Source organism: Hoeflea sp. EC-HK425, from assembly GCF_902498795.1.
Classification (GTDB): domain Bacteria; phylum Pseudomonadota; class Alphaproteobacteria; order Rhizobiales; family Rhizobiaceae; genus Hoeflea; species Hoeflea alexandrii.
On sequence record NZ_LR701572.1, the window covers coordinates 226,680 to 246,986 of the forward strand.

Consider the following 20,307-nt stretch of genomic DNA (forward strand, 5'->3'; position numbering starts at 1 on the left):
CCCTTTCATCTCGCGGCGTCAGCGCAGCAGCGCTGGCGCCGTTTTGTCTTCGGCGGATGGTTCACGGCGTTTTGTTACAGGAGTTTAACTTGGAGCGGTCTGCGTACGGGGGTAAGGCAGGAAATGGATTGGGAGACAGATCGGAAAGGACTCGAACCGTGAAAAGCATACTCTCCTCACGATACTTCTTCTGGGCGCTGCTCGCCCTGCCGGCGCTGCCGATGATGATAACGCTGTCTTCGGATCCGGGCGCGGCCGAGGGTTTGCTGCATCCTACCGGCGAATTTTCCGCCCGTTTCATGATCATCGCGATGATGATCACGCCACTCAGAATGATCTTTCCCAAGGCCGGCTGGCTCAACTGGCTGATGCGCCGGCGCCGCGCGCTGGGCGTGGCGGCCTTTCTCTACGCCGTGCTTCACCTGGTTGTCTACGTGATGGAAAAGGGCGCGCTGGCGCCGATGCTGGCCGAGTTCATGGAACTGGGAATCTGGACCGGCTGGCTGGCATTCGCGATCTTCGTGCCGCTCGGCCTGACCAGCAACAACATTTCACAGCGCTGGCTGCTCAAGAAATGGAAGACGCTGCAGCGGTTCGTCTATCCGGCGGCGGTGCTGACGCTCGTGCACTGGATCTTCGTGCACGACAATCTCGGGCCGGCGCTGGTCAACTTCCTGCCGCTGGCGGCGCTGGAAGCCTGGCGGATCTGGAAGAACCTTTCGGGCCGCACCGCGCAGGGCGTTGCTGCCTAGCCTGGCCCAGTCTGGTGGGGCATTTGTTCAACCCCGCCCGGGGTCGGCTGCCAGTTGCCGGCGCACGCTTTCGAGCAGGCGCCGGTGGACATGCGAATGACGGTTGCGCAGATGCATGGCGCAATAGACGCCCTGGGGGATACGCGGCGCGTCGTCGACATAGTCGAAGCCCTGCGACGCCACCATCTCGCTGGCGGATTCCTCGAGCACATAGGCCGAGCCGCCAAGCGATGAAAGCAGGCCGCAGACGGTGATGTTCTGGCCGCTCGACAGCGGCGCCTCGGCAAGATCGGCCATCATCGGGTTGTGCACCTTCTCGAAGGCCGGGGAGAAGCGTGTGAAGATATAGCTGGCTGGTTCTATCTCCGCGATCCGCCGGGCCTTGGAGCTGATCAGCCGGTAACCGACCTCGCCAATGAGTTCGTTATGAAGGTCCGGCAGGTTCTTCGGGGTGTAGAGAATGGACAGATCGAGTTCCCCGGCCAGCAGGTCGACGCTCATCTGGTTGGAGAAATCGAGATCGATGTAGAAGGCGGCCTTCGGCAGGATGGTGCGAAACCCCGCGACCCAATCGGCAATGTGGTTGGAGGCAAGGTCATGCTGGATGCCGATCCGCATCGACTGGTCGAAATTGCCGGTGCTTGCCACCGAGCGTCGGGCCTCGTTCCACTGATGGCGCAGCGCGCGGGCATGGTCGAGCAGCCGGTGTCCGGCAGGCGTCGGCTGGGTGCCGGCGCGGCTGCGGGTGAACAGCTTCTTGCCGAGCATGGCCTCGAGCGTGTTGATCCGGGCCGACACGGTGGACTGCTTCAGGTTCAACCGGTCCGCAGTGCGGTTGAAGCTTTTTGTCTCCATGAGATCGAGAAACGTCTCCAGCAATTCGATCTGCATGGCTTGCCTCCCGGAAATTGTTGCCCTGCACCCTAATCGAGTTTGTCGATTAATAATGCTGTTCGGGCCTGATTGCGAACTCAAAATTCGGGCTTGATACTCGCTCCGGACCGATCGAACTGAGGGAGAAGACGGGTGAGCGAGATCGCAGGGCATGCACGGGTTGTCATCATCGGTGGCGGCGTGGTTGGCGTCTCGGCGCTCTACCATCTGGCCAAGGCCGGCTGGACCGACTGCGTGCTGCTGGAGAAGAACGAGCTGACGGCTGGCTCCACCTGGCATGCGGCGGGCAATGTGCCCACATTCTCCTCCTCCTGGTCGATCATGAACATGCAGCGCTATTCGGCCGAGCTCTACCGTGGGCTGGCGGCGGCGGTCGACTACCCGATGAACTACCACGTCACCGGCTCGATCCGGCTCGGTCATTCGAAGGAGCGGCTCAGGGAGTTCCAGCGGGTGGTCGGCATGGGCCGTTACCAGGGCATGGATCTCGACATTCTCTCGCCCGGCGAGATCAAGTCACGCTACCCCTTTGCCGAGACCCATGATCTCACCGGGGCGCTTTACGACCCCAATGATGGCGACATCGATCCGGCACAGCTGACCCAGGCGCTGGCCAAGGGAGCGCGGGATCTCGGTGCCAAGATCTACCGCTTCTGCCCGGCCACCGGCGCGCGCCGTGAAAACGACGAATGGGTAATTTCGACCGAGAAGGGCGAGATCCGCTGCGAATACGTGGTCAACGCCGCGGGCTATTATGCCCGCGAAGTCGGCAAATGGTTCGGCCGGGATGTGCCGATGATGGTGATGAGCCATCAGTACATGCTGTTTGACGAAGTGCCGGAAGTGGCCGCCTGGACGGCGGAAGCCGGGCACAAGCTGCCGCTGATGCGCGATGTCGACAGCTCCTACTATCTGAGGCAGGAGAAGAACGGCTTCAACCTCGGCCCCTACGAGCGCAACTGCAAGGCGCACTGGGTCACGCCCGACGACCCGATGCCCGAGGATTTCTCATTCCAGCTCTATCCGGACGATCTCGAGCGGCTGGAATGGTACATCAACGACGCCTGCGAGCGGGTGCCGCTGCTGGGTACGGCCGGGCTAACCAAGAACATCAACGGGCCGATCCCCTATACGCCGGACGGCAACCCGCTGATCGGGCCGATGCCGGGTGTGCCCAATGCGTTCGAGGCCTGTGTCTTCACCTTCGGCATCTGCCAGGGTGGCGGCGCCGGCAAGGTGCTGGCGGAATGGGTGATGGAGGGCGAGACCGAGTGGGACATGTGGTCGTGCGACCCACGCCGTTTCACCTCGTTCTGTGACCAGGACTACACCATCGCCAAGGGCATGGAGGTCTATGGCCACGAATACGGCATGCATTTCCCGCATCATGCCTGGCCGGCGGGCCGCAACAAGAAGCTCTCGCCGGTGCATGACCGGGTGGCAGCGCTCGGTGCCCAGTTCGGCGCCTACAATGGCTGGGAGCGCGCCAACTGGTATGCGCGGTCCGGCGACGACACAAGCGAAGAGGCGACGCAGACCTGGGCGCGCGAGGGCTCATGGTTCGGGGCGGTGCGCGAGGAATGCCTGGCGGTGCGCAATGCGGCCGGCATTCTCGACCTGCCCGGATTCTCGCGGTTCAGGGTGCAGGGACCCGGCGCGCGCGACTGGCTCAATTCGCTGATCACCGGCATGGCGCCGAAACGGGGCCGGATAGGACTTGGCTATTTCGCCGATGCCAAGGGCCGCATCGTCACCGAGATGTCGCTGATGGCGCTGGACGAGGATTTCTTCTTCCTGATTACCGCGGCGACAGCGCAGCTGCATGATTTTGAATGGCTGACGAAGCACCTTCCCGCGAGTTCCGGCATCGCGGTCGAGGATGTCACCGAAGCGTTCTCCTGCCAGATCCTGACCGGTCCGAAATCGCGCGAGATCCTGTCCGCCGTGACCGATGCGGATTTGAGTAAGGGTTGGCTTACGCATCAGTCGGCGCAGGTCGATGGCATCTGGTGCCAGCTGGTGCGGGTGTCTTTTGCCGGTGAGCTCGGCTGGGAGATCCATTCCAAGGTCGAGGATACGCCGAAGATCTTCGATGCGGTAATGAAGGCCGGCGAACCGCATGGTCTGAAGCCCTTTGGCATGTTCGCGCTCAATTCGCTCAGGCTCGAGAAGGGCTACCGCGCCTGGAAGGGCGATCTTTCGACCGATTACACCGTGCTGCAGGGCGGCCTCGACCGCTTCGTCAAATGGGACAAGCCGGAGTTCCTCGGCAAGCCGGCGCTTGAGGCCGAAAGGCAGCAGGGTGTCTCCAAGCGGTTCGTCACGCTGATCATCGAGGCCGGGGACTGCGACGCGCCCTACATGTCGACGCTGTGGCATGACGGCATTGTGGTGGGCGAAACCACGTCGGGCGGCTGGGGGCACCGGATCGGCAAATCGATCGCACTCGGCATGGTACGCGCGGATCTCGCCGCGCCCGGCACACGGCTCGAAGTCGAGATCTTCGGCGAACGCTTTGCCGCCACGGTACAGGCAGACGAGCCTCTGTGGGATCCCAACAATGAAAGACTGCGGGCATGAGTGTGTCTGTTCCTCAAACCGCGCGCGTGGTCATCGTCGGCGGCGGGGTATCCGGCTGCTCTGTGGCCTATCACCTGGCCAAGCTCGGCTGGACCGACATCGTGCTTCTGGAGCGCAAGCAGCTGACCTGCGGCACCACCTGGCACGCCGCCGGGCTGATCGGGCAGTTGCGGGCTTCACTCAACATGACACGGCTCGCCAAGTACTCGGCTGACCTCTACGTCAAGCTCGAGGCGGAAACCGGTGTTGCCACCGGCATGCGCCAATGCGGCTCGATAACCGTGGCGCTGACGGAAGCGCGCAAGGAAGAGATCTACCGCCAGGCCTCGCTGGCGCGAGCGTTCGATATCGACGTGCAGGAAATCAGCCCCGACGAGGTGCTGAAGATGTATCCGCATCTCAATATTTCCGACGTCACCGCCGCGGTTCACCTGCCGCTCGACGGGCAATGCGATCCGGCCAACATCGCCATGGCGCTGGCCAAGGGCGCGCGCCAGAACGGGGCGCGCATCATCGAGGGGGTGAAGGTCACTTCGGTTAACACCGCAGGGGGCAAGGTCACCGGCGTCGACTGGCAGCAGGGTGAGGAGAGCGGCACGATTGCTGCCGACCTTGTGGTCAATTGCGGCGGCATGTGGGGCCGCGATCTCGCCGCCCAATCCGGCGTGACGCTTCCGCTGCATGCCTGCGAGCATTTCTACATTGTCACCGAGGCGATCGAGGGTCTGCCGCGGCTGCCGGTGCTGCGGGTGCCGGACGAATGCGCCTACTACAAGGAAGACGCCGGCAAGATGCTGCTCGGCGCCTTCGAGCCGGTGGCCAAGCCCTGGGGCATGAATGGGATCAGTGAGGATTTCTGTTTCGACCAGTTGCCGGAGGATTTCGATCACTTCGAGCCGATCCTCGAACAGGCGGTGAACCGGCTGCCGCTTCTCGCCACCGCCGGAATCCACACCTTCTTCAACGGGCCGGAGAGCTTCACTCCGGATGACCGCTACTATCTCGGCGAAGCGCCGGAGATCAAAGGCTACTGGGTTGCCGCCGGATATAATTCCATCGGCATCGTCTCCTCGGGCGGCGCAGGCTTTGCGCTGGCGCAATGGATAAATGACGGCGAGCCGCCGTTCGACCTGTGGGAAGTCGACATCCGCCGGGCACAGCCGTTCCAGAAAAACCGGCATTATTTGCAGAGCCGCGTCACCGAAACGCTCGGCCTGCTTTACGCAGATCACTATCCCTACCGGCAGATGGCGACGGCGCGCGGTGTTCGGCGCTCGCCGATCCATGAGCAATTGAAGGCGCGCGGTGCGGTGTTTGGCGAAGTCGCCGGCTGGGAGCGGGCCAACTGGTTCGCGGATGAAGGTCAGGCGCGGGAGTACCAGTACTCCTGGAAGCGGCAGAACTGGTTCGAGAACCAGAAGCGCGAGCATCTGGCTGTGCGCGAGGCGGTCGGGCTGTTCGACATGACCTCGTTCGGCAAGATCCGGGTCGAGGGGCGGGATGCGGCTGCCTATCTGCAACGGCTCTGCGCCAACGACATGGATGTCGAGCCGGGGCGGATCGTCTACACCCAGATGCTCAACACAAGAGGCGGCATCGAGTGCGACCTGACCGTGACGCGGTTGTCGGAGACGGCGTTCCTGCTGGTGGTGCCGGGCGCGACGCTGCAGCGTGATCTCAGCTGGCTCCGGCGGCACCTCGGCGACGAGTTCGTGGTGATCACCGACATCACGGCTGCGGAATCCGTGCTCTGCGTGATGGGGCCGAATGCCCGGTCTCTGCTCCAGGCGGTCAGCCCGAATGATTTTTCCAACGAGGCGCATCCGTTCGGTACGGCGCGCGAGATTGAGATCGGCATGGGGCTCGCCCGTGCGCACCGGGTCACCTATGTCGGCGAACTGGGCTGGGAGCTTTACGTCTCTTCCGACCAGACCGCGCATGTGTTCGAGGCGCTGGCTGACGCGGGAAGCGGTCACGGGCTCAAGCTCTGCGGGCTGCACACGCTCGATTCCTGCCGGATCGAAAAGGCGTTCCGGCATTTCGGCCATGACATCACCGACGAGGACCACGTGCTCGAGGCCGGGCTCGGCTTCGCGGTAAAGACCAACAAGGGCGCCTTTATCGGCCGCGACGCGGTGCTTTCCAAGCGCGAGCAGGGGCTTGCCCGGAGACTGGTGCAATTCCAGCTCAAGAATCCCGAACCGCTGCTGTTCCACAACGAGGTGATCGTGCGCGACGGCGAGATCGTTTCAATCATCACCTCGGGCAATTACGGCCACCATCTCGGCGGCGCCATCGGGCTCGGCTACGTACCGTGCGCGGGCGAGAGCGCCGAGGATGTGCTCGCCTCAACCTACGAAATCGAGATCGCCGGGGAACGCCACTCCGCGATTGCGTCCCTCAAGCCCCTGTACGACCCCGGCGCGCTCCGCGTCCGGATGTGAATTGACCTTTACTTCGGACCTCCTGGAGACCGCGATGGAACCTGTAATCGAACCCGCAATTGAAACCCTGGCAGAAATGCCGATCGAACCGCCGGTTCTCGAAAGGCAGGGTCGCCGCTCGGGTGGCCGTGCCGGGCGCGTCGCCGTCAGGACGGCGCCACTGGCCGAAAACCTGAGGCCGATCCGGCCGGGCATGAGCGGCGGGCAGTATTCGCCGCTGACCGACGCCAATGTGCTTCGCATCCACGAAGCCGCACTCGATGCGCTGGAAACCATCGGCCTGTCGCAGGCTCCGCCATCGGGCGTCGAGATCATGACCAAGGCCGGGGCCATCCTCGGAGATGACGGGCGGATCCGGTTTCCGCGCGCGCTGGTCGAGGACATGCTGGCGCTGGCCAAGAAGGATCTGGTGCTGTTTGGCCGGGACCCGAAATTCGATCTCGACCTGTCGGGAACCAGGGTGCATTTCGGCACGGCAGGTGCGGCGGTGCATGTGGTCGATATCGAGAACCGGAACTACCGCGAATCCACCGCGCAGGATCTCTATGACGCGGCGCGGCTGACCCACGCGCTCGACAATGTGCATTTCTTCCAGCGCGCCATGGTCTGCCGTGACGTGGTCGACAATTTCGAGATGGACGTCAACACGCTCTATGCCTGCTGTGCCGGAACCACCAAGCATGTCGGCACCAGCTTCTCGGATCCATCGCATTTCGAAGGCTGCATGGATCTCATTCACATGATCTCCGGCGGCGAGGAAGCCTGGCGGGCGCGTCCGTTCGTCTCCAATTCCAACTGCTTCGTGGTTCCGCCGATGAAGTTCGCGGAAGAGAGCTGCATCACCATGGAGAAATGCATTCGCGCCGGCATGCCGGTGCTGCTCCTGTCAGCCGGGCAGGCGGGCGCCACGGCGCCGGCGCCGCTCGCCACCGCAATCGTGCAGGCCGTGGCCGAATGCCTGGCAGGCGTTGTCTATGTCAACGCCATGGCGCCGGGTCATCCGGCGGTGTTCGGCACCTGGCCGTTCGTCTCCGATCTTCGCTCGGGCGCGATGTCGGGCGGGTCGGGCGAGCAGGCGCTGCTGACGGCGGGTTGCGCCCAGATGCACCGCTTTTACGGTCTGCCCGGTGGGGCTGCGGCAGGGATTGCGGATTCCAAGCTGCCCGACATGCAGGCGGGCTGGGAGCAGGCAATCTCCAACACGATGGCGGGTCTCAGCGGTCTCAACATGGTCTATGAAGCGGTCGGCATGCATGCCTCGCTGCTGGGGTTCTGCTTGGAATCGCTGGTGCTCGGCGACGATCTGCTGGGCCAGGTGCTCAGATGCGTGCGCGGCATCGATGTTACCGAGGACAGCGTCAGCCTGGAAGCGATGCGGGAAGTGTGCCTGGAAGGCCCCGGACACTACCTCGGCCACCCCCAGACGCTGAACGTGATGCAGACCGAATATGTCTACCCGGCGGTCGCCGACCGCACCAGCCCGAAGGAATGGGCTGAAATCGGCAAGCCGGATCTGGTACAAAAGGCAATCGAGCGGAAGAATCGGATTCTTTCGCAGTCCACGGGGCCTTTGTTCGATCCTGCCACCGACGCGGCAATCCGGGCGGCCTTCAAAATCTATGTGTGAGGTTTGAACGATGGCCGATTACGGCAATCTCGGACGGTTCTACATCAACGGCGAGTGGGTTGCTCCCTCTCAAGGCGCAACGCTGATCGACGTGATCAATCCGGCGACGGAACAGAGCGTCGCCAAGGTGCCGCTCGGCACATCCGCAGATGCGGAAAAAGCGATCGCCGCCGCGCGGGCGGCGTTCCCGTGCTTCAGCGGGTGGAGTGCTGCCGACAGGCTGGCGCTCCTGGGGCGGATCCGCGACGTCTATGAATCCCGGCTTGACGAGATCGCGGAGGCGATCAGCACGGAAATGGGCGCGCCGCTGGCCATGGCGAAATCCGACCAGGCCTGGTCAGGACTGGGCCATATCGAGGCGACAATGACCGCGCTCAAGGCGTTCAGCTTCGAGGAACAGCGCGGTTCGACACTGATCGTGCATGAGGCCATCGGGGTTGCGGGTCTGATCACGCCGTGGAACTGGCCGATGAACCAGATCGCCTGCAAGGTGGCGCCAGCTCTGGCGGCGGGCTGCACGGTGGTGCTCAAGCCGAGCGAGATCGCGCCATTGAGCGGCATATTGTTTGCCGAGATCCTGCATGAGGCCGGAGTGCCGGCAGGCGTGTTCAACCTGGTCAACGGCGACGGGCCGGGTGTCGGCCAGGTGCTGAGTTCCCATCCGGATATCGACATCGTCTCATTCACCGGATCAACACGGGCGGGAATCTTGGTGGCCAAATCCGCGGCCGATACGGTCAAGCGGGTGGCGCAGGAGCTCGGCGGCAAATCGCCCAATCTCATCCTGGCAGACGCCGACTTGGCGTCCGCAGTAGCCGGCGGCGTCGAAGGCTGTTTTGCCAACAGCGGCCAGTCCTGCGATGCGCCGACGCGCATGCTGGTGCCGCGGGAGCGGCACGACGAGGCCCTGGCCATTGCGAAAGAGACTGCGGAGAAGCTGGTGACCGGGGATCCGCGCGATCCCGCCACCAATCTCGGACCGGTGATCAGCCAGGTCCAGTATGACAAGATCCAGGCGCTGATCGCCTCGGGCATCCAGGATGGCGCCATCCTGGTCACCGGCGGGCGAGACCGGCCGGAGGGTTTGAGCCAGGGCTACTATGTCAGGCCGACGGTGTTCGGCGGGGTGACGCCCGACATGCGGATCGCGCGCGAGGAAATCTTCGGGCCGGTGCTTTCGATCATGCCCTATGACAGTGAAGAACAAGCTGTGGAAATTGCCAACGACACGGTCTACGGGCTTGCCGCCTACGTGCAATCGGGCGAGCTTGAGCATGCGCGGGCCATCGCCCGGCAGATGCGGGCCGGCCAGGTCCACATCAACTCGCCCGACTGGGATCTGTTTGCGCCGTTCGGCGGCTACAAGCAGTCCGGCAACGGCCGCGAATATGCTGACTGGGGCATGCGTGATTACCTCGAAACCAAGGCGCTGATCGGCCACGGCTAGGGCGGCTTATCCCCTCATCTCACACAAATTCTCAGGAGTATCACCATGCGCTATGGTTTCATCGGCTTGGGCAATCTTGGCGGGCATCTGGCGGTGAGCCTGCTCAAGGCAGGCTTCAAGGTCACGGTCAACGATCTCGATCCATCGCTCGGCAAGCGGCATGTCGAGATGGGCGGCGTCTGGGCGGACAGCCCGGCCGAACTGGCGCGCGACTGCGACGCCATCGTCACCTGCCTGCCGTCGCCGGCAGTGTCGGAAAAGGTTCTCATGGAGGTGCTGACCACCGCAAAATCCGGCGCCACCTGGATCGAGATGTCGACGCTCGGCCGGGATGAGATCCTGCGGCTCGGGGAAATCGCCGCCGAAAAGGGTGTTCGCACCATGGAACTGCCGGTGACCGGCGGGGTGCATCTGGCAGCCCAGGGCCAGATCACCATGCTGGCGGGCGGCGACAAGGACCTGTTCGACCTGCACCTGCCGGCGCTCGAAGCAATGGGCAACCAGATCTTCCACATGGGGCCGCTGGGCAATTCCTCGATCATCAAGGTGATCACCAACATGCTGGCTTTCATTCATCTCAAGGCCTGCGGTGAGGCGCTGATGCTGGCCAAGCGCGGTGGCCTCGACCTCGGCCAGGCCTGGGCGGCGATCAAGGCATCGTCGGGCAATTCCTTCGTGCACGAGACCGAGGGTGCGCTGATCCTGAACGGTTCCTACGATATTGCCTTCAACATCGACCTTGCGCTCAAGGATCTCGGCTTCGCCATGGAGTTCGGGCGGGAGTTCGGTGTGCCGCTGGAACTCGCCTCGATGACCGAACAGACCTATGTCGAGGCCAAGGCGGCCTATGGCGGAAACGCCCAGTCGCCGATGATCGCCAAGCTGCTCGAAGACCGTCTGGGCACCGACCTGCGCGCGCCGGGGTTTCCCGCCAAACTGGAATAGCCGCAGGGGCCTTCGGCCGTCCTGCGCCCCTGCAGCTTCGACGCAATCGTCGGGCCGGTATGATGTCGATCAATTCGCCACCGTCTCCGATGAGGCATGATGACCCTGACAAGCGCTCAGGCGGGAGACATCATGTTCAAGAATGCGGTGCAGCTGTTCGAGATTTTCGGCTTCAAGCTCAAGGTTGATCCGAGTTGGCTCCTGATCGCAGCGCTGATTGTCTGGAGCCTTTCGACGTCCTACTTCCCGCCGGCCCTGCCGGGCGAGACGGCGACGTTCTACACGGCGCTCGGCATCATCGCGATGCTCGGCATGTTCATCTCGCTGATCCTGCACGAGCTGTCGCACTCGCTGGTGGCAAGATCCTATGGGCTGAAAGTTGGCGGGATCACGCTGTTCATCTTCGGGGGTGTGGCGGAGCTTGAGGAAGAGCCGCACGATCCCAAGTCGGAATTCCTGATTGCCATTGCCGGGCCGCTGATGAGCCTGTTTCTCGCGGCGCTGTTTTACGGCGCCGCGACGCTTGCCGCACCCCAGACAGGAAGCAGTTACGCCGGCGCCGTGTTCGGCTACCTGGCGCTGATCAACCTGGTGCTTGCGGTGTTCAACATGATCCCGGCATTTCCGCTCGATGGCGGGAGGGTGCTCAGGGCTCTGATCTGGGGGGTGACACAAGATCTGTTGCAGGCCACCCGCATTTCCAGCCGCATCGGCACGGTGTTCGGGCTGTTCCTGATGCTGACCGGCGCGCTCGCCGTGTTTTCCGGTGGCGGTATCGGCGGGTTCTGGCAGATCCTGATCGGCTTCTTTATTCTCAATGCCTCCAATGGCAGCTATCAGAACCTGCTGGTCAAGGCAGCGCTGCGCGGCAAGACCGCGAAACAGCTTATGAGCGAGACGCTTCACACAATCGATGCCGAGGCCACAATCGCCGAGCTTGTCGACGATGTGATGCTGCGTCACGGTGTCAGCTTCGTGCCGGTGCTTTCCGGCGAGACGCTGATCGGATACGCCGATACATCCGGTGTGCGCAGGTTCGAGAGAGAGGAATGGGGCGGGCGGCCTGTGCGTGACATCCTGGTGCCGGCGGAAGCCGAGAACACGGTAGCCGCCGACACGCCTCTCAACGAAGTCTTCAAGTTCATGATGAAAAGCTCGCGACGCAAGCTCATGGTTGTCGAGGGCAGGCGGCTGGTCGGTGTGATCTCGCTTTCGGACCTGATGCATCATATGGCGCTGGAACAGGAGATCGGCACCAGGCTAAAGGCTTGAGAGCCGAGCGCAGTATCATGGCGGTGCCGGATTGCCGGACGGTGGCACGGATCTGGCGAGGGGACCGCTCTGCCGCCGGCCAATGAAGGGTGGATGATGAAGATACTGATGTTCACCAACACCTACACGCCGCATGTCGGCGGCGTGGCGCGCAGCGTCAGCGAACTGGCGGCAGGCCTGCGGCAAGCCGGTGACGAGGTTATGGTGGTGGCGCCGGAATTCGAAAACATGCCGTGCGAGGAAGCCGGGGTGCTTCGGATGCCGGCGGTGCAGCACTTCGCGGGGAGTGATTTTTCCGTGCCCTTGCCGCTGTCACCCGGCCTTGCAAAGGCGGCGGAGGCTTTCAATCCGGATATCATTCACAGCCATCACCCGTTTCTCCTGGGGGACACGGCGCTGCGCGCCGCAAGCTATCTCAATGTCCCGGTCGTGTTTACTCATCACACGCGTTACGAACTTTATGGGCACTATGTCGCCCAGGATTCGGACCTCCTGAAGCGCCTGGCGCTGAATCTTTCGCTTGGCTATTGCGATCTCTGCGACGGGGTGATCGCGCCGAGCGCCAGCATTGCAGATTTCCTGGCCGAGCACGGTGTCGCCGCCCCGGTCAGCGTGGTGCCGACCGGGGTCGATGCGCGTGCTTTCGGCAGCGGCGTGGCAAGCCGTGGCCGCGTCGATCTGGCGATACCGCAGCAGGCCTTCGCGGTTGGCCATGTCGGCCGGCTGGCGCCCGAGAAAAATCTCGGTTTTCTGACCGATGCGCTTTTGCAGTTCCTTCGGCGAACGCCTCAGGCGCATGTGCTCGTCGTCGGGGACGGTCCGTCGCGGCGAAGCATGGCGGAGGCGTTCGAACGGGCGGCAATGAAGGACCGGGCCCATTTTGCCGGAGTGCTCAGGGGCAATGCGCTGGCAGACGCCTATGCGGCGATGGATGTCTTTGCGTTCTCGTCGCTGTCGGAAACCCAGGGTCTGGTGCTGGTCGAGGCGATGACCGCCGGGTGCCCGGTGGTTGCGCTGGATGCGCCAGGCGCACGTGATGTTGTCACCGACCGTGTCAATGGCCGGCTGCTTGATGCGGGGACCTCTGCGTCCGGGTTTGCCGTTGCGCTTTGGGACGTTGCAGGCACTGCAGGATCGCGAGACTTTCAGACCCTGAAACAGGCCGCGCGGGAGACCGCAGCGGCTTACACGATCGAACGGACCGTGGCGCGAACCCGGGACTATTACCTGGAGGTGCTCAAGCGCACTCAGGTCCGTGCCGTTCATGAAGACAGCCTCTGGGCGCGCGTCAGGCGGGCGCTTGCAAAGGAAATGGATATCATCGGCAATCTTGCCCATGCGGCTGCCGATGCCGTGATGCCGGGCGAGGACGGCATGGCGGGCACGAAGGATGGGTGAGCGCTGGCGGCAGATCGCGACTGCCATGGCGGTGGGTCTGGTCGCCGGGGTCATGGTCGCCATCCTGCGGGTCTGGAGCACGACGCTTCGCAAACAGACGTCACAACTCGAGAGGTTGGACCTTTACATGGCCGATGGCCGACAGGTGCTTGCGGTGTTCTGGCACGGCAAATACCTGCCGCTGTTCCCGCTGGCGAAAGGCAAGCATGCAGTGGTCATTACCATCGACTCGTTTCGCGGCAGGGTGATCGGCGAGATCTGCAAGCGGTTCGGCTACCGGCCGGTTCTGCTTCCGGCCGATGTCAACGCTCATGGATTCCCGGCGCTGGTGGCCCAGGTCAAGGGACACGCCAGCCTGATTGCCCTGGCGCTTGACGGCCCCATCGGCCCGCTTCACCGCATCCGTTCGGGTGCGCTTACGCTCAGTGCCGTTCACGGCGTGGTGCTGGCGCCTATCGGGGTGGCGAGTTCGCGCAAGATCGTGATGAGATCCCGTTGGGACAAGCAGGAACTGCCTTTGCCGTTTTCCCGGGTTGCGGTTGCTGTCGGGGACAGGATCGAGCTGGATCACAAGGTGGACGAGGGTGGCGCCATGCCGATGGAAGAGATCGTGCGCCAGGCGATGGATGCGGTCGAGCGGCAAGCCCACGAGCTGCTTCCCGGGATGCCGCACGACTGAGCGGCTGCCAAGCTTGCGGAGTCCAGATCATTGCGGGTGAAAACGGAATCACCGGAGATGCCCGAACCTATCGTTTTGTGCAATTCCGGACGCGAAACCGGTTCCCGCTTTCGCTGAAACTGCTCTAGGACAAGGCGGCCAGAAGCCGGTCGCGGTGTTGGAGCACAGCAGATGCTGCCTGTTCGGTATCGAGCGCGTGCAGGGCGACAACGCCGATGCAGGCTTCGGCACTGAGGCCGGTGCGGCCGGTGCGCGCAAGTGGTGCCGCCACGCCGATGGCGCCTTGCTGCAATTGTCCGTGTGTGAGCGCGAAGCCGTCGCGCCTTGCGGCCTGGAGGTCTTCAGTGTCGGTGCGCCGTGGCGCGCGCTGCATGGCAATGGCCAGGCCTGCTGCCCCTCTGGTTACCGGGTGCCGGCTGCCGACGCGGTAGGACACCTTCAAAAATGGTGTTTCCGGTTCGGCCACCTCGATGGCCACGCATTCATCGCCCTGGGCGATGCAGAGAAAAGCCGTTCCGCCGCTTGCCTCGGCCAGGGATCTGAGAACCGGCTGCGCCGCGGCGCGCAGTTGCGGCTGATAGCGCTCGCTGAGTGCCACGACCCCGCCGCCAATGCCAATGCGGCCCTCACCGTCGCGCACGACCAGCAAGTGCTCTTCGAGGGTTGAGACAAGGCGATAGGCAATCGCCCGGTGGACGCCCAGCACCTGCGCGATCTCGGCAATTGAAAGGCCGGTGGAGGAACGGGAGACGATCTCCAGAACCTGGAGCCCGCGGGACAGGGTTTGCAAAGTGCTCATTCGATCTCCTGCCTTCGGGCGCGTTGACCAGGGGGTTTGTTGACCACGGGACAATTGGTGAGTTACAAATATAGAACATAATGTGCACTATTAGTAAACGGAGCAAGGCATGACGGATCGTCTGGCCGGAACAGAAAGCAATTTGCAGACACCGTCAGGCTGTCCGGTCCACGCCGCTCCAGGCGGATGCCCGGTCTCGACGCAGGCGCAGGCTTTCGATCCGTTTGCCGCCGAGTACCTGGCGAACCCGGCCGCGGCGCTGCAATGGTCGCGGGACCAGGAGCCGGTGTTTTTCAGCCCGCAGCTCGGCTACTGGGTGGTCAGCCGCTACGAGGACGTCAAGGCGGTGTTCCGTGACAACGTCACCTTCTCGCCCTCGATCGCGCTTGAACGGGTGGTGCCGCCGAGCGACGAGGCGATGGAGACGCTCAAGCGCTACAATTACCAGATGAACCGGACCCTGGTGAACGAGGACGAGCCGGCGCATATGGAGCGGCGGCGGGTGCTGATGGAGCATTTCCTGCCCGAGAACCTTGCCGCCAAGGAAGAGATGATCCGGGAACTGACCCGCGAGAAGGTCGACGCCTTCGTCGATGCGGGGCGGGTAGACCTTGTCGAGGCGATGCTGTGGGAGATCCCGCTGACGGTGGCGCTGCATTTTCTCGGCGTTCCGAAAGAGGACATGGATGCGCTGAAGGAATTCTCGGTTGCGCATACGGTCAACACCTGGGGCAAGCCGTCGCCGGAACAGCAGCTGAAGGTTGCCGATGCGGTCGGCCGGTTCTGGCAATATGCCGGGACCGTGCTCGAGAAGATGCGCAGGGAACCGGATGGCACCGGCTGGATGCATCATGCCATCCGGATGAATGCCGAAATTCCGGAGGTGGTCACCGATTCCTACCTTCATTCGATGATGATGGCGATCATTGTCGCCGGGCATGAAACCACGTCGCTCGCCAGCACCAATGCGCTCAAGCTGCTGCTGTCGGACCGGCTGGTCTGGGAGCGGATCTGCAAAAATCCGGAGCTGATCCCGAACGCGATCGAGGAATGCCTGCGGCTCGAGGGCTCGGTTGTTGCCTGGCGCCGGAGAGCGACGCGCGACACCGAGATCGCCGGCGTGGCGATTCCCGCCGAAGCCAAGCTGCTGATCGTCAGCGCCTCGGCCAACCATGATTCCCGGCATTTCGAGAATGGCGACTTCCTCGACATCTACCGCGACAGCGCCGCCGAGCACCTGACCTTCGGTTACGGCAGCCACCAGTGCATGGGCAAGAACTTCGCCCGGCTGGAGATGCGGATCTTCATCGAGGAATTGTCCCGGCGCCTGCCGCACATGCGCCTCGTGGATGACCAGACATTCAGCTATCTGCCAAACCTTGCCTTCCGGGGCCCGCAACAGCTCCTGGTCGAATGGGATCCGTCACTCAATCCGGAACGGTCCGATCCGTCGATCAAGGGTCGCCGGGTCTCGTTTCCCATCGGGGCGCCGTCGAGCAAGGAGATCGCGCGGACCGTTCGCGTCGCCGATATCACGGAGGCGGCGGAGGGGATCAAGATCCTGCATCTGGAAGATCCGGACGGGCTTGCCCTGCCGGCCTGGAGCCCGGGTGCGCATGTGGATCTGATCGCGGGAGACTTCTCCCGCAAATACTCGCTTTGCGGTAATCCGTCCGACCCCGGCTACACGATAGCCGTGCTGCGGGAAGATCAGGGCCGCGGCGGTTCGCGCTTCATCCATGACAATGTCACGAAGGGCATGACGCTGCGGCTGCGCGGACCGAAGAACTATTTCCGGCTCGAGGAGCAGGCGGACCGTCACGTGCTGATCGCGGGCGGTATCGGCATCACGCCGATCATTGCCATGGCCGACCGGCTCAAGCAGCTCGGGCGGGACTACACGGTGCATTATTGCGGACGAAAGCGCACGGCGATGGCTTTTGCCGAACGTCTGCTAGCAGAGCATGGAGTGCGGGCGTTGCTGCATGTCTCGGAGGAGGGAAGCCGGGCCGATCTCGCCGGGGTCGTCGCGGAATGCACTGATACCGGGGCGCGCATTCACGCCTGTGGTCCGGCCCGGCTGCTCGATGCCCTCGGCGAACTGTGCGCGGATCTGCCGGACGGCACGTTGCGGAGCGAGCTGTTCGTCAGCGAGGCTTCCGGCGCGGCGCAGCCCGGCGATGTGGCGTTCGAGATCGAGCTCGAGGATTCGGATCTCAATCTCACGGTGCCTGCCGGGCAGACATTGCTCGAGGTGGTGCGTGCCGCGGGCATCGACGTGCCGAGCGATTGCGAAGAGGGATTGTGCGGCAGTTGCGAGGTTCGGGTGCTGGAAGGCGGGGTCGATCATCGCGACCGGGTGCTGTCGGCTTCCGAGCGCGCCGAGGGCGGACGAATGATGGCCTGCTGCTCGCGGGCCAAGGGACAGAAGCTGCGGCTGGCGCTCTGATTTCTCCGCCGATGTTGCGCGGAGGCAGCGGCGCGACTATCAGGGGGTGAACGCTTCATACAGTCCAATCGACCAGGCGGAACGGTGATGCCCAAACTGCTGATAGTCACCGATGCCTGGCGCCCGCAGATCAACGGGGTGGTGCGGTCGATCGAGAACCTGGTGCGGGACCTCGAGCAGTTCGACATCGAGATCGACATTCTCTCGCCGGCGGAATTCCACACCGTTCCCTTGCCGGGTTATCCTGAAATCAGGCTGGCGCTGGCAACACCCGGCCGTGTTGCCCGCCGGATCGAGGCGTCCAATCCGGATTTCATCCAGATCGCGACCGAAGGGCCGCTGGGGCTGCTCGGCAGACGGGCAGCGCTCAAACGCAACGGCTTCACCTCGAGCTACCACACACGGTTTCCCGAATATGTCTCGGCCCGGTATCCGATCCCCGAAAGCTGGCTCTACCGTTTCATGCGCTGGTTTCACAATGCCGGGCGCGGCTGCATGGTGGCGACCGAAAGCCTGCGCGCCGAGCTCGCGGCAAAGGGATTTACCAACCTCCATATCTGGTCGCGGGGCGTGGACACGGAGCTGTTCCATCCGGGCTATCCCAAGCCTCTCGATCTGCCCCGGCCGGTGTTCGTCCACGTGGGGCGGATGGCGGTCGAAAAGAACGTCGAGACGTTTCTCGCCATGGATCTACCGGGAAGCAAGCTGGTGGTTGGCGACGGTCCGATGCTTGCGGACTTCAAGGCGCGATATCCCGAGGTCACCTTCACCGGCGCCAAGTCAGGACCCGAACTGGCGGCTCTGTATGCCATGGGCGACGTTTTCGTGTTTCCGTCGCTGACCGATACGTTCGGTCTGGTGGTGCTGGAAGCGCTGGCGTCCGGCGTGCCGGTTGCGGCCTATCCGGTCACCGGACCGAAGGACATTATCGGCCAAAGCGGCGCGGGTGAGGTCGACACGGATCTGCACAAGGCGGCCATGGCGTGCCTCGATCTTTCCAAAGACGACGCCCGCGCCCGGGCGCTCGAATTTTCCTGGGCGGCCTGTGCCCGACAGTTTCTGGATGCCACCTACGAAAGCTACGGTGTCAAGCGCTAGCGGCTGTGCATCATAGTTCGGTCTGGATCGGATGAATGGCGCAAACTCCTGCGGACTTGATTGCAGGCACTGACTGAAGATTTTTCAACAATTGCAAGCGTTTGTTCGTTCTCCGTTAACAGGCGTCGGATAGTCTGTTGCAGCGCATGATGCGGACATGGATTTGGGGACAGCCCTGCTATTGCTGGACCGGTGCGCACTTTTCGCCCGGATTCTTGCGCCAGGGCTCCCTGTTAACTGACTTTATGTGCCGGGCATATTGCGTCCGGCACCCATTCGGCGGCGGAGCTGTTCATATGTCTAGAAAGTTGCAAAAGAGGTGGTTTGACTGGAGTACCGAGGTCAGTTTTTCAGCAATTGTTTTCGGACTTTTTGCACTTGTCGTGGTTTTTGAGTTCTTTTTCCGGAATGCGGACTACACATACGAGTTCTTCACCAAAAACTTCGATGCGGCCATCATCGGTGCGCTTTCTCTTGTCATCATCTACCTTGCAATTGCGCATGTCGACCTGAGGGGCAAGATCCGCACGCTTGGAAGGCGCTACCACAATCTTCTCGCACAGTCCGAGCGGGATGTTCTGACCAATGTTCTCAACCGTGAGACATTCGTTTCCGAAGCCAAGCAGGCGCTGGAGGCACGTGCCAAGAGCAGGTTTTTTGCGCTTTTCCTCGTGGACGTCGACCATTTCAAGCAGGTCAACGACACCCACGGTCACCCTTCAGGGGACCGGGTGCTGATCTTCGTTGCAGAGACACTCCGGGCCCATTTTCCAAGCGCCCGGGTGGGCCGCCTGGGCGGTGACGAGTTTGCGGTGTTGATCGAGCACTCGGATCCGATAACGGCCAAATGGGCACATGAAGCCTGTTCCAAGTTCGCGGCCGGATTGGCCGCGAAAGTAGACATCGGTGCGCAACGAATCTCCGTCTCGTCATCGATCGGGATCGCGCTTGCCCCGGACCATGGCAAAACCTGGAGCTCGCTGGTGATCAATGCGGACATGGCGCTTTATGCCTCGAAGAAGGGCGGCCGCGCCTGTTCGACGCTGTTTGAGGAAAACATGCTGACCGACATCCGCAACGAGAAGGCGCTGGTTCGCGAATTGCGGGCAGCAATGTTGCTGAGGCATCTGCGGGTGGCGTATCAGCCGATCGTTGATGTCAATGGCCGGTTGATCGGGTTCGAGGCGCTGCTGCGCTGGCGGCATGCGCTCAGGGGTGTCATTCCGCCGGATGTGTTCATCCCGGTTGCGGAGCGGGCGCTGATGATTGGCGAGATCGGCAACTACGTGCTGCGGCAGGTCTGCGAAGACCTCCCCAGGCTGCCGGACGTCAAGGTCAGCGTCAACCTTTCGGCCAACCAGATCGCAATGCCGGCTCTCCAGGAGAAGATGCTGTCTATCCTCGCTGAAACCGGAACTGATCCGCGCCGGATCGTGCTCGAGATCACCGAGAGTGCATCGCTGGCAGCTAATGAGCGGATCGCAAGCCAGATTTCGGCCTTGCAGGATGCGGGCTTCCGCATCGCGCTCGATGACTTCGGCATGGGCTACTCCGAGTTCAACCAGTTGCGCGCGCTTCCCTATGATGTCATCAAGATCGACAAGAGCTATATCTGCGCGCTCGGGACGGACCACGTCACAGATGTATTTGTGAGCGCCGTGGTGGAAATCGCGCGGCGGTCCGGCAAGAATGTCGTCGCCGAGGGCATCGAGACCGAGGACGACCTGTTGCGCGCGAACGCCGCAGGATGTGACCGTTTCCAGGGCTACTATTTTGGAAAACCGGTGTTTCTCGAGAGCATTGCGCGTGAGCGGCTGGACTACAGCAACAAGCCTGCGGCCGATGCTGAAAACTCGCGGGTTGCCTGAGCGGGCTGGCCCCGGGGCTGTTTGCCAACCATGCTCAGGCTGAGCATCATGGTTC

General features: G+C 62.9%; 14 protein-coding genes. 12 read left to right on the forward strand and 2 right to left on the reverse strand.

Annotated features, from left to right (window positions below):
- Positions 1-158 precede the first annotated feature (158 nt).
- Positions 159-752, forward strand: a complete 594-nt coding sequence (locus SPHINGO391_RS03970; RefSeq protein WP_152007609.1) for a ferric reductase-like transmembrane domain-containing protein — start codon at positions 159-161, stop codon at positions 750-752.
- Between the two features lie 27 nt (positions 753-779).
- Here SPHINGO391_RS03970 and SPHINGO391_RS03975 read toward each other — a convergent pair whose 3' ends face one another.
- On the reverse strand, positions 780-1,643 hold the full coding sequence (locus SPHINGO391_RS03975; RefSeq protein WP_152007610.1) for a LysR family transcriptional regulator: 864 nt from the start codon (positions 1,641-1,643) through the stop codon (positions 780-782).
- A 135-nt stretch (positions 1,644-1,778) separates the two neighbouring features.
- On the opposite strand from SPHINGO391_RS03975, the gene SPHINGO391_RS03980 reads away from it, so the two are divergent.
- From SPHINGO391_RS03980 to SPHINGO391_RS04015, 8 genes are all read left to right on the forward strand, one after another.
- Positions 1,779-4,226 carry an FAD-dependent oxidoreductase gene (locus SPHINGO391_RS03980; RefSeq protein ID WP_152007611.1) on the forward strand — a complete coding sequence of 816 codons (2,448 nt, stop codon included), beginning with the start codon at positions 1,779-1,781 and terminating at the stop codon, positions 4,224-4,226.
- A complete protein-coding gene (locus SPHINGO391_RS03985) occupies positions 4,223-6,670 on the forward strand; it encodes an FAD-dependent oxidoreductase (RefSeq protein ID WP_152007612.1) in 2,448 nt (815 codons plus the stop codon). The genes SPHINGO391_RS03980 and SPHINGO391_RS03985 overlap by 4 nt, the downstream gene beginning before the upstream one ends.
- A gap of 76 nt (positions 6,671-6,746) precedes the next feature.
- Complete coding sequence (locus tag SPHINGO391_RS03990) at positions 6,747-8,297, forward strand: trimethylamine methyltransferase family protein (protein ID WP_152011414.1); 1,551 nt, start codon at positions 6,747-6,749, stop codon at positions 8,295-8,297.
- 10 nt (positions 8,298-8,307) lie between these two features.
- Positions 8,308-9,744 carry an aldehyde dehydrogenase family protein gene (locus SPHINGO391_RS03995; RefSeq protein ID WP_152007613.1) on the forward strand — a complete coding sequence of 479 codons (1,437 nt, stop codon included), beginning with the start codon at positions 8,308-8,310 and terminating at the stop codon, positions 9,742-9,744.
- A 39-nt stretch (positions 9,745-9,783) separates the two neighbouring features.
- Positions 9,784-10,689, forward strand: a complete 906-nt coding sequence (locus SPHINGO391_RS04000) for an NAD(P)-dependent oxidoreductase (protein ID WP_210385816.1) — start codon at positions 9,784-9,786, stop codon at positions 10,687-10,689.
- Between the two features lie 99 nt (positions 10,690-10,788).
- Positions 10,789-11,961: a site-2 protease family protein gene (locus tag SPHINGO391_RS04005; protein ID WP_244615105.1), complete on the forward strand. Its 1,173-nt coding sequence runs from the start codon at positions 10,789-10,791 to the stop codon at positions 11,959-11,961.
- Between the two features lie 93 nt (positions 11,962-12,054).
- Entirely contained in the window at positions 12,055-13,359 is a 1,305-nt protein-coding gene (locus SPHINGO391_RS04010; RefSeq protein WP_210385761.1) for a glycosyltransferase, read from the forward strand.
- Positions 13,352-14,038, forward strand: a complete 687-nt coding sequence (locus tag SPHINGO391_RS04015) for a hypothetical protein (protein ID WP_152007615.1) — start codon at positions 13,352-13,354, stop codon at positions 14,036-14,038. The genes SPHINGO391_RS04010 and SPHINGO391_RS04015 overlap by 8 nt, the downstream gene beginning before the upstream one ends.
- A 124-nt stretch (positions 14,039-14,162) precedes the next feature.
- On the opposite strand, the gene SPHINGO391_RS04020 is transcribed toward SPHINGO391_RS04015, so the two are convergent.
- Complete coding sequence (locus tag SPHINGO391_RS04020) at positions 14,163-14,837, reverse strand: helix-turn-helix domain-containing protein (protein ID WP_152007616.1); 675 nt, start codon at positions 14,835-14,837, stop codon at positions 14,163-14,165.
- A gap of 109 nt (positions 14,838-14,946) precedes the next feature.
- Between SPHINGO391_RS04020 and SPHINGO391_RS04025 the strand changes: the two genes are divergently transcribed.
- The 3 genes from SPHINGO391_RS04025 to SPHINGO391_RS04035 all read left to right on the forward strand — a co-directional run bounded on the left by SPHINGO391_RS04025 (position 14,947) and on the right by SPHINGO391_RS04035 (position 20,252).
- Positions 14,947-17,286 carry a cytochrome P450/oxidoreductase gene (locus tag SPHINGO391_RS04025; protein ID WP_152007617.1) on the forward strand — a complete coding sequence of 780 codons (2,340 nt, stop codon included), beginning with the start codon at positions 14,947-14,949 and terminating at the stop codon, positions 17,284-17,286.
- 87 nt (positions 17,287-17,373) lie between these two features.
- On the forward strand, positions 17,374-18,384 hold the full coding sequence (locus SPHINGO391_RS04030; RefSeq protein WP_152007618.1) for a glycosyltransferase family 1 protein: 1,011 nt from the start codon (positions 17,374-17,376) through the stop codon (positions 18,382-18,384).
- Between the two features lie 296 nt (positions 18,385-18,680).
- Positions 18,681-20,252, forward strand: a complete 1,572-nt coding sequence (locus tag SPHINGO391_RS04035) for an EAL domain-containing protein (protein WP_193217179.1) — start codon at positions 18,681-18,683, stop codon at positions 20,250-20,252.
- Positions 20,253-20,307: the final 55 nt, after the last annotated feature.

What these genes read in the sequence shown, in the direction of transcription:
- SPHINGO391_RS03975 (WP_152007610.1), bottom strand. Translation starts at nt 1,643, where the DNA reads ATGCAGATCGAATTGCTGGAGACGTTTCTCGATCTCATGGAGACAAAA.
- SPHINGO391_RS03985 (WP_152007612.1), top strand. Translation starts at nt 4,223, where the DNA reads ATGAGTGTGTCTGTTCCTCAAACCGCGCGCGTGGTCATCGTCGGCGGC.
- SPHINGO391_RS03990 (WP_152011414.1), top strand. Translation starts at nt 6,747, where the DNA reads ATGCCGATCGAACCGCCGGTTCTCGAAAGGCAGGGTCGCCGCTCGGGT.
- SPHINGO391_RS03995 (WP_152007613.1), top strand. Translation starts at nt 8,308, where the DNA reads ATGGCCGATTACGGCAATCTCGGACGGTTCTACATCAACGGCGAGTGG.
- SPHINGO391_RS04005 (WP_244615105.1), top strand. Translation starts at nt 10,789, where the DNA reads ATGACCCTGACAAGCGCTCAGGCGGGAGACATCATGTTCAAGAATGCG.
- SPHINGO391_RS04010 (WP_210385761.1), top strand. Translation starts at nt 12,055, where the DNA reads ATGATGAAGATACTGATGTTCACCAACACCTACACGCCGCATGTCGGC.
- SPHINGO391_RS04015 (WP_152007615.1), top strand. Translation starts at nt 13,352, where the DNA reads ATGGGTGAGCGCTGGCGGCAGATCGCGACTGCCATGGCGGTGGGTCTG.
- SPHINGO391_RS04020 (WP_152007616.1), bottom strand. Translation starts at nt 14,837, where the DNA reads ATGAGCACTTTGCAAACCCTGTCCCGCGGGCTCCAGGTTCTGGAGATC.
- SPHINGO391_RS04025 (WP_152007617.1), top strand. Translation starts at nt 14,947, where the DNA reads ATGACGGATCGTCTGGCCGGAACAGAAAGCAATTTGCAGACACCGTCA.
- SPHINGO391_RS04030 (WP_152007618.1), top strand. Translation starts at nt 17,374, where the DNA reads ATGCCCAAACTGCTGATAGTCACCGATGCCTGGCGCCCGCAGATCAAC.
- SPHINGO391_RS04035 (WP_193217179.1), top strand. Translation starts at nt 18,681, where the DNA reads ATGTCTAGAAAGTTGCAAAAGAGGTGGTTTGACTGGAGTACCGAGGTC.